Annotated in this window: 6 protein-coding genes; 3 read left to right on the plus strand and 3 right to left on the minus strand. The window is 34.6% G+C overall.

Going from position 1 to position 10,717, the window contains the following annotated elements:
- Positions 1-489 precede the first annotated feature (489 nt).
- Positions 490-708 (minus strand): Flp family type IVb pilin, encoded by a 219-nt coding sequence (locus ACGH80_RS11195; RefSeq protein WP_065589327.1) that lies wholly within the window; start codon positions 706-708, stop codon positions 490-492.
- A gap of 288 nt (positions 709-996) precedes the next feature.
- Positions 997-2,427, minus strand: coding sequence for a sodium:proton antiporter (locus tag ACGH80_RS11200; protein WP_202983988.1), 1,431 nt, complete (start codon positions 2,425-2,427; stop codon positions 997-999).
- A 787-nt stretch (positions 2,428-3,214) separates the two neighbouring features.
- Between ACGH80_RS11200 and ACGH80_RS11205 the strand changes: the two genes are divergently transcribed.
- The 3 genes from ACGH80_RS11205 (at position 3,215) to dld (ending at position 7,400) form a co-directional block, all read left to right on the plus strand.
- The gene (locus tag ACGH80_RS11205; protein WP_085163832.1) at positions 3,215-4,144 is read left to right on the plus strand and encodes a hypothetical protein; all 930 of its coding nucleotides are present in this window, start codon (positions 3,215-3,217) and stop codon (positions 4,142-4,144) included.
- A gap of 411 nt (positions 4,145-4,555) precedes the next feature.
- A complete protein-coding gene (gene rlmF / locus ACGH80_RS11210; RefSeq protein WP_411631169.1) occupies positions 4,556-5,524 on the plus strand; it encodes a 23S rRNA (adenine(1618)-N(6))-methyltransferase RlmF in 969 nt (322 codons plus the stop codon).
- Between the two features lie 178 nt (positions 5,525-5,702).
- Positions 5,703-7,400 carry a D-lactate dehydrogenase gene (dld, locus tag ACGH80_RS11215; RefSeq protein WP_411631170.1) on the plus strand — a complete coding sequence of 566 codons (1,698 nt, stop codon included), beginning with the start codon at positions 5,703-5,705 and terminating at the stop codon, positions 7,398-7,400.
- 108 nt (positions 7,401-7,508) lie between these two features.
- On the opposite strand, the gene mutS is transcribed toward dld, so the two are convergent.
- Positions 7,509-10,067: a DNA mismatch repair protein MutS gene (gene mutS / locus ACGH80_RS11220; RefSeq protein ID WP_411631172.1), complete on the minus strand. Its 2,559-nt coding sequence runs from the start codon at positions 10,065-10,067 to the stop codon at positions 7,509-7,511.
- Positions 10,068-10,717: the final 650 nt, after the last annotated feature.

The following is a 10,717-nucleotide window of genomic DNA, read 5'->3' on the forward strand; positions in this document are numbered from 1 at the left end:
ATGGTTGTTTTTGACAGAATTATTATAACTCACATCATGCCGTCTAAAAAATAATCACGAAAGATCAACACGCCCTATTCATTTATAAAAAGAGATATTAACGGAGCTTAATAAAATTGTTAAATAGAGCATAAAACTCGATAGTATTGATATTGATACTTGGGGGGATTAAGTTTTGCTATGATAAACATGATCAAGTTGCTGAGTCTACTTGCTCATATCGTGAGTGCACTGATGATATAATGCCACAAGTTTAATCTAACCTTGGAGTTGATATTTTCTTACAATTTATAATATTTTTTGTGTAACTTATAGGTGGTGTCGACATTTTTAAAGACCAAAAATATCAAAAAGTACCGATAATAATTATTGATACTAAAATGCATATTGACTATCTATATTCAGTCAACAACCACTTTTCTTATTTTAAAGATTTATTTCATAAAAATAAGTTAGCAGAGCATGACGTTTAGTTTGATCAAACCTCAATTACTGATTTACTATAATAACTAATTTGCTATGTATTGATGAAAATACAGTATAAAACATATCATGCATTGGACCTGATTGTCCTCTAAATATTGTAAATACAATTACAGAGATTCCAGCTATAATAACCGCATATTCAACTACCGTTATGCCTTGCTTATTTTGAATAAATTTAGCTAGAAAAGTATTAACTAGAATATTCATTATGCATTCTTTCATCACTTTATCCTTTCATTTAATATTATTTGTATTTTTATGTAAATGAATTCCTTTTAATGTTTATTTTACAATTCTAACGACAAATAGAATGAAATTCAAGCAAATGGTTTTTATGTAATCGATTATTTGTTAAATAGTATTCAATAACATCAGTTTGATAATTGATATGTTGCCTTTAAGTAAATTTTTTTAACTTTAGGAAGTACTTGTAAAGTTTACAGTAATCTAAACAACTCCAAAAAAATTGCGCTATATTACACAGTTATTTTAGTTTGTTAGTAGCCTAAATTAAAAGAGTAGAAAAAACACCAAATTATCAATGATAAACACTGGGATTAAAATACATACAGACCATTTCATGTAACTAAAAAAGCTTGGCATGTTAATTTTATTTTGAATTGCAATGCTTTTGACCATAAGGTTAGGTGCATTACCTATATAGCTAAGAGCTCCCATAAAAACTGAACCCATTGAAATAGCGAGTAAGGTTTTTTCTAATATATTCATTAAAATAGTGGCATCGCCCGAAGCTAGATTAAAGAAGACCAAATAAGTGGGGGCATTATCTAAGAATCCTGAAAGTAGACCTGATAGCCAAAAATACATGCTATTGATCGGTTGTCCTTGTTCATTTGTTACTAGTGATACTATTGGGGCTAATGCACCATGGCTACCTGCTCGTAAAATAGCAAGTACAGGGACGATAGTAATAAAAATCCCGATAAACAGCTTAGCAACTTCAATGATAGGCTCCCAATTAAATTCGTTACCGGCACGTACTTGTTTAGGGGTAATTAACATAGAAAATAGGGTAATCATGATAAAAATAGTATCACGAATTAAATTTTGTAAAGCAATATGTGTTCCTAAAACCGTAAAATTAACCGATGAATGCCAAATACCAGACATTAACACGCAGGCAATAATGATTGCCAATAAAAAGATATTGCTTACACCATAAACCTTAATAGCGCTAGCTTTTTTAGCAGAAGTTAATGTAAACGAATCACCATATTGGGTACGAAAGTAGTAGCAATCAATCTTATAATAAATTGCTAATAACAAAATTGAACTAAACAAAACTGGCAACAACATATGTTGAATTGTCCATCCAAAATTAACACCTTTTAAAAAGCCAATAAATAAAGGTGGATCGCCGAGTGGTGTTAATCCACCACCAATGTTCGCCACTAAAAAGATAAAAAAGACAATGGTATGTACGGCATAATTTCGCTGACGATTAGCTCTAATTACAGGTCGAATCATTAACATAGCTGCGCCAGTAGTGCCCATGAGTGAGGCTAACAGTGTACCTATTGCAAGCAAACCAACGTTTAGTTTGGGTGTGCTAAGCACATCGCTCTTAATTAAAATCCCTCCTGAAACGGTAAATAGTGCAAGCAATAACAAAATGAAAGGAATATATTCAGCTATAATTGCATGAGCAGTAAGATTGATGGTGGTTTGTAGACCAAAAGAATATAAGGCAAACAGTACAAACAGCATTGTCCAAAAAGTAATAATTTTGCCATAATGATAATGCCAAAGTCGCGACAGAAATAGCGGCATTAATGCAATAGAAAATAAAATCCCTACAAACGGAATCCCCCAACAAATTGATAAATCATCACCGCTAAAATCAGCAGCTAAAAGATCAAAAGGTATTAGTGTTAAAACAATAAAGGAACAGAGGGCTTTCATTAATTTTTGTATTTTCATTTTTAAAGAGCTCAAATTATAACAAAGTGTTTTAGTTTTATCGAATTTTAAGATTTTTAATAAGGATTGAGCAATAATATTGTAACGGGAATTTAATAATATAAAAACCACCACAAACAACACCACAGTTAGCTATAACCATCTGATTTAATTGGAAATTAAAATTTTAATAAAATCAATAGTCTACCTGAACAATTTTAGAGCAAGAAACACACTTATAGCACCACAATGTTAATAAATTTGCCCTATCAGAGCGCCAAAATATACCGATAACGAAGTAAAGCTAGAACACCAAACAAGGTTGTTGGCGGTGTTTGCGTTTTAGATGTTATCACCAATATTAATCATTCCACAAAAACTAAAAGCTCCTAAAACTAACACCATATTTTAATTAGAAAATTCACCTATTTTATAACTGAATCATTTCTATCTTTATGTTTATTTAAATTTATTTACATTTCTTTACAAAAAAATCCGCCAAAAAACTAGCCAACTATTTTTTAAATGGCTATACTTTAACCGCTACAGGAAAATAAGCTCATTAAATAAGCGAATAATTATAAAAAATAAAATAAAACAAATAATTACTTGACAGGTAAACCATAATGCATTATCATTTTAGACACCAGACACCAGACACCAGACCTGGCAAACCTATGTATTAAATTTATCAAATAATCCTATTCGACGAGTTTTTACACGAAGCTTATTTATATCTTCCAAATTATCTCTCTATGTTTTATCGAAATTGTCCCCAAAAAGCTTATTGGTGTTGGGACTGTTATTATTGTTATCTTCATGGAATTTACAGGCGAATAGCAAAAAATATCGAACAGGTAATCGTAGTGATGCAATAATAATACCGTCGCCAGTTATCAATTATGTAAGGCCAAATCTATATAATGGTAAGGGAAAATTTGCAGGCCCAGCTGACATATGGAATCCTGATAAGGGCTTTTTAGTACAATCAATTGATTTCGAATCAATTCATCCTGAATCATATAATCAAAATTTCCCGACCACTGGTCTGGATGGTTTATATTTTGATTTGCTCATAACAGGAATAGAACCAGAAAAATTGACATGGGAACCCGTTACTTTGGGGGGAATTACTGCAACAGTGACAAATGTTGTAGCTGAGGATTGGTGGATTCCTTATGAAGATAGGGGAGTTGTAGCCCGTGTTAAGTTAACAGGTCCAGAGGCAAGAACTCAAAGGAATAATCCTAAACCTAGTCAAATAGCTAAGCCAAGGTTACCACAGACGTTTGAGTTAGTGGGTAGAGATAGAGATGGTGTAGAGGTAGTAAAATATGGATTTGAGTTGAGGCAGTGGTTCGTCTATCGAGATAATCTAAATGGATATCCACATCATAGTGACCAGTTAGCATGGTGTAATGGTTTGGGGTATCGCATGTCGAGGGTAAGGGATTTAAGTAATGCGAAGTGTGGTATTAATTGGCCGTTCTGTTCAAATGGCATAGACGACTCTAGCTCATCAGGTAATTATTACCAGCGTCGAATTGGCGGTGGATTTTTCGCAGAGTGGGGCGAACCGCACAGTTACTTTGGTGGTAAGGACTTCAACAGCCCCTACGCTGTATGCTGGACGAGTGACAAGGCAGGTAGCACCACCCCGTTTCATGTTTCGCTCGATGGCCGAGTCTACAGCAGTGGTGAGTACCTCCCCTTCAATGCTATTTGCACCACACCTTAGTATTTATTTTTTAATACTTAGGGCGCTAAGCAGGCAAAGCTTGTGAACCTAGCGCTTTAATGACTGAAAGTAAAAACAATGCTCCGACTGATACAATTTTCAAGCTTGCGCTTTTGCTATCAACTGGCTGTTATTAACAAATTATTATTAAATAGCTATTATCAAATAACAAAAGCGCTTTTATTAAAAAGCCAAATTCAACGTAATAAAAAATTAGTCTATAATTGTTTGATTTTATTTAAAAAATAAAATAAAAACTTCAATAAAATCAATAGCCTACCTAAACGTTTTTAGAGTAAAAAACAACGCTACACCGTAGTCATTTTGATTAATTGATTTGTTCGGTTTTCGCATATTGCTGTTAAGTCGTTATAATAGCGGTTATTTGATTTTGGATAAAATAGGACAACCGTGCAAACGCCATTAAAAAAGCTTCAATTACATTGCAGAAACAAACACCAGAATGGCTATGATTTTACAAAGCTCATTAAAATACTGCCTGAGCTGTCTCGGTATGTAAATCAGAATTGCTATGGCAATTTATCGATCGATTTTGCCGATCCTATGGCTGTCAAACAGTTAAATAAAGCCTTGTTATTGAATGATTATCAAATAAATTATTGGGATATTCCAGATGGTTATTTATGTCCGCCCATTCCTGGTCGAGCTGATTATATTCACTATTTGGCTGATTTATTAGCTCAAGACAACCAAAATAGCATTCCAACAGGTAAACAAATTTGGGTTTTAGATATTGGCGTTGGGGCTAATGTGATTTACCCTATTATTGGTTGTGCCGAATATGGTTGGTCATTTGTAGGGAGTGATATTAATCCAGTTGCGATCAAAGTTGCTTTGCTAATTACACAAGCCAATAGGTTATTAAAAAACACTTTGCAGTGTCGATTACAAAAAGACAGTGGATCGATTTTTAAGCATATTATTAAGCCCAATGAATTTTATGCTTTAACCCTGTGCAATCCGCCTTTTCATGCTTCAGCAGAAGATGCATTGGCAAGTACGCAAACCAAATTGAAGAAGTTAGGTAAGCTAACAAATTCCACTCAAAAAACTGTGCTTAATTTTGGTGGACAAAATGCCGAGCTTTGGTGTCAAGGTGGTGAAAGTGCTTTTATTAGTAATATGATTAATGAAAGTACTCAATATAAAACTCAATGCCTGTGGTTTACTTCATTAGTTTCAAAAAAAGAGACCTTGTCAATAATTAACAAAAAATTAAAACAAGCTGCTGTTGTTGAAAGCCGTATTATTCCCATGGCGCAAGGGCAAAAAGTGAGTAGGTTTGTAGCGTGGACTTTTTTTAATCAAAATGAACGCCAACAACTTTTGTCAAAAAATTCCCAAAAAACGCAGGGTTAAACATTATAAATAAATTACCTTTATTGACCTTTTTGTTGTAAAAGGTCGTTTAAGTGTGTTTTGTTCATCTGCAATAAAAATACCGATAGCTTATTGTTTTGTTTTTGGTTAAGATGGTGATTATTTAATCGCCTCTATTAACCCATCTCAATTTTCAATAACCATAGGAAATACCGATATGAAAAGTAATCAAACAGCTAAGCTCATTGAGCAGCTACAAGGTATTGTTGGACATAAATATACTTTAACCAATCCAGCACGAACATTACCGTATCGTCAAGGTATTCGCTTTGGCGAAGGTGATGCATTGGCAGTTGTTTTGCCAGGGACATTAGTTGAACAGTGGCAGGTGTTAAAGGCATGTGTTGAAGCGGATGTGATTGTCATCACACAATCCGCAAATACTGGATTAACTGGTGGATCAACGCCTGATGGTAATGATTATGATCGTCCTGTTGTTATTGTTAGCACTCGTCGCTTGGATGGTATCAAAGTGATAGAAAATGGTGAACAAGTTGTCTGCTTACCAGGTAGTACACTTTTTCGTCTAGAAAAGGAATTAAAAAAATATCATCGAGGTCCGCATTCGGTTATAGGTTCATCTTGCATTGGTGCTTCTGTGATGGGTGGGGTATGTAATAATTCGGGTGGAGCACTGATTCAGCGTGGGCCTGCTTATACTCAAATGGCGGTGTTTGCTCAATTAGATGCGCAAGGGCAATTGCGTTTAGTTAATCATTTAGGTATAGAATTGGGTGATGAACCAGAAACAATTTTACAGAATCTTCAAAATCATACTTATACTGATAAGGATATTAAACGTGATGCTGGTTTAGGTCATGATCACCATTATTGTGAGCATGTTCGTGAAGTAGATGCCGATACGCCTGCTAGATTTAATGCTGATCCTGCTCGTCATTATGAAGCATCAGGTAGTGCTGGGCGTTTGATGGTTTTTGCTGTGCGACTTGATACTTTCCCTTTAGAAAAAAAATCAGCCGTATTTTATATAGGTACAAATGATATCAATGAATTAAATGGTATTCGTCGCCATATTTTAGGCCAATTTAAAACGTTGCCAGTGTCGGGCGAGTATATACACCGTGTGGCGTTTGATATTGCCGCGGTTTATGGAAAACCGACCTTTTTGGCCATTAAAAAGCTAGGTACAGATATGATGCCACGCATGTTTGTGTTTAAGAACTTTGTTGATCGTGTTACCGCTAAAATTCCATTTTTTCCAAAGAATTTTTCGGATCGGTTTTCTATCTTTGCTTGCAAATTTTTGCCAAATCATTTACCAAAATCAATGCGTGATTATCGTGATCGTTATGAACATCACCTTATTTTAAAAATGGCAGATGATGGGATTGCAGAAGCCGAGGCTTTTTTAAAAGACTATTTTCAAAATAAAAATGGTAATTATTTTTTATGTAACGAAAAAGAAGCCGAAGCCGCAATGTTACACCGTTTTGCCGCTGCGGGTGCTGCAACGGCTTATCGTAATGTACATAGCAAAACAGTGGAAAACATTGTTGCATTAGATATCGCACTACGACGTAATGATACCGATTGGTTTGAAACGCTGCCAGAAAACATTGATCAAAACTTTATTTATAAAATGTATTATGGGCATTTTTTCTGTTATGTATTTCATCAAGATTATATAGCTAAAAAAGGGGTAGATTGTGATAAAGTTAAGGAGGAGATTTTAGCATTGCTTGATCAGCGTGGTGCGCAATATCCAGCTGAGCACAATGTGGGGCATTTGTATCATGCCAATGAGGATTTGAAAAAATTCTATCAAGAGCTTGATCCTACAAACAGTCTTAATCCGGGCATAGGTAAAACATCTAAGAAGAAAAATTGGGCTTAATTTTTTAAATTCTAGATGCTATTCATAATTAAAACCAACCGTTAGAAATCACATCTAGCGGTTTTTTTCAGAATAATATCACAATAAAACAATTAGAGGTTATTTAAATTACACCAACTTTTTTAATTGATATAAAATTTCTAATGCTTGTTTTGGTGTTAAAGCATCAGGATCAATCTGTTTTAACGCTTCTTCAACTTCCGAAGGTTCAGGTTCGTTGATAAAAGAAAGTTGAGATTGAGCAACGCCACTGTTAGCCGTTTGTTTTGAAATAATCTCGAGCTCTTTCAATTTTTGTTTAGCCCGTTTTAGTACTGCCTTAGGCACACCGGCAAGTCCAGCAACAGCAATACCAAAACTTTTACTCGCTGCGCCTTCAGATACTTCGTGGATAAAAGCAACGGTATTATCGTGTTCAATGGCATCAAAGTGGATATTATAAACACCTTGCATATGTTCGGGTAATTGGGTTAATTCAAAGTAATGAGTGGCAAAAAGCGTCATTGATTTGATTTCATTCGCTAAATTTTCGGCACAAGCCCAAGCTAATGAAAGCCCATCATATGTTGAAGTTCCTCGACCAATTTCATCCATTAATACTAAACTTTGTTGAGTTGCATTGTGCATAATGTTAGCCGTTTCGGTCATTTCGACCATAAAAGTGGAGCGACCAGATGCCAAATCATCAGAAGCGCCAATACGTGTAAAAATGCGATCAACAGGTCCAATGACTGCTTTTGATGCAGGGACAAAACTACCAATATAAGACAGTAATACAATTAAAGCAGTTTGACGCATATACGTACTTTTACCGCCCATGTTTGGGCCCGTAATAATTAACATACGTCTGCTTGGTAATAATGAGAGTGAGTTTGCAATAAATGGTGTTTGTAAAACTTGCTCAATCACCACATGTCGGCCATCTTTAATTTCTATTCCTGAGTCGGTTGATAGTGTTGGCTTTTGATAGTTAAGGGTTAGTGCTCGTTCCGCCAAGTTGGTAAGCACATCAAGTTCGGCAATGGCCTCAGCACTGATTTGCATAGTGGCTAGATCTGGCATTAAGAGATCAAATAGCTGTTCGTAAAGTTGCTTTTCGAGTGCTAATGCTCGTCCTTTAGAAGTTAGCACTTTATCTTCGTACTCTTTAAGTTCGGGGATGATATATCGCTCAACATTTTTCAGTGTTTGACGACGAGTATAATGAATTGGTGCCAAATGACTTTGCCCACGGCTGATTTGGATATAGTAGCCATGTACAGCATTAAATCCAACTTTTAATGTATCAATGCCAAGTGTTTCACGTTCTCGGATTTCTAACTGTTCTAAATAATTGGTTGCACCATCTGCTAAACTTCGTAGTTCGTCTAGTTCTGCATTATATCCAGTAGCAATAACCCCACCATCACGAATAATTACCGGCGGTGTTTCGACAATAGCCTGATTTAATATTTCGGCTATATGGTCAAATTGATTTATTTTTTTACGCAAGCTAATTAACGCAGGTGAAGTAAGACCACTTAATAGTGTTTGTAATTGTGGTAATAAATTATAAGCATCACGTAAACGAGCAAAATCACGAGGTCGAGCTGTATGTAATGCAAGTCTTGCCAAAATACGTTCCAAATCACCAATTTGTTTTAATAATGGATTAACTTCATCAATATAATTTTGTAATTCGCCAATAGCTTGTTGTCGATTTTGTAATATAGTCAAATTACGAATTGGTGAATGCAACCAACGTTTAAGCATACGGCTACCCATTGGTGTTTGAGTTTTATCAAGTATTTCAGCTACAGTATTTTGAGTTCCACCAGATAGGTTTTCGGTGATTTCTAGATTACGACGTGTTGCGGCATCTAACACGACAAAATCATAAACCGACTGTTTGATAATTGAACGTATATGAGGTAGAGCTGTGCGTTGAGTATCTTTTACATATTGTAACAAACAGCCAGCTGCACAAAGTGCATAATTACACTCTTCCACACCAAATCCAATTAAATCATTAGTACCAAATTGTAGATTAAGCTGTTGTTTTGATGTTTCAAGATCAAAGTCCCATTGTGGGCGACGGCGCAATCCAGAGTTATTTTCAATTAATGGCATGGATTGAAAATCTTCTGGATATAGTAATTCGACAGGACTTGTACGTTGTAATTCGGCTTGCATTTCCTCGAAATTGTCACATTCAAAAATATAAAATCGTCCTGAACTGATATCGAGCGTGGCATAGCCGTAATAATTTTTATATTGCCAAATTGATGCCAGTAAATTGTCTTTGCGATCTTCTAATAATAGCTCATCACTTACTGTACCAGGAGTTACAATACGGACAATTTTTCGTTCTACTGGTCCTTTACTAGTAGCTGGATCGCCAATCTGTTCACAAATAGCAACAGATTCCCCTAGTGCGATTAATTTTGCTAAATAACTTTCAACCGCATGATAAGGCACTCCCGCCATAGGAATCGGTTCACCATTTGACGAACCACGCTTTGTGAGCGAAATATCTAAAAGTTGCGAGGCACGCTTGGCATCATCATAAAACATCTCATAAAAATCACCCATACGATAAAACAATAAAATATCAGGGTTTTCAGCTTTAAGTTTTAAATACTGCTGCATCATTGGGGTGTGGTTGGCTAAATTGTCTTTATTAGTCATGGTGGTTTTCTTTTTTATTTTTCAACGTAATAAGTAAATTCATTAGTCTAACAAAGAACCATTAAGATGCATAAATTCGTACTGGTTCTTATTTTTAGTTTAATCATAAATTATGATAAATGTAAGTTGTATAATGTAATCATCTATATAATAATTTTATTATAACTGATTATTGGTTTATTACAGAGGCTATTTGGGGCTTAATGTAAAATGGATATGCTTGCATTTAATTAAAGAATTGGACTCATTACGAGCCCATTATTCTAAATTATGTACTTTTTATGTGGTTTGGTTATTCAACAATATTGAATATAAAAAAGTTTTTATCTTTATATTGCCATATAAATTTTTACATCATTTTTGTACTAATAACCAGATATTTATAATTCGATTTTTTTATGATTAGTTAAGACTTTTAAATTAATAAAATGGGCAAAAGTAACCAATGGATCGTTATTATCAATTTTATTCAGTAAATTATCAAAATATTTCGCTTTTTTCCTAATCTATTGGTCAATGATTGTAGTACAAGCAATTTTTTTTACTTGTTTGTGTAGTTATACAAATAGTTTCTCTCAGTCTCTTTTTCCTTTGTTCTTACCTTTTTTATTTGCAGCGTTGATTGGTATAATGTATCAAGCTATAGCAGA

Origin of the sequence: Gilliamella sp. BG1 (assembly GCF_046635625.1) — a bacterium.
Taxonomy (GTDB): domain Bacteria; phylum Pseudomonadota; class Gammaproteobacteria; order Enterobacterales; family Orbaceae; genus Gilliamella; species Gilliamella bombi.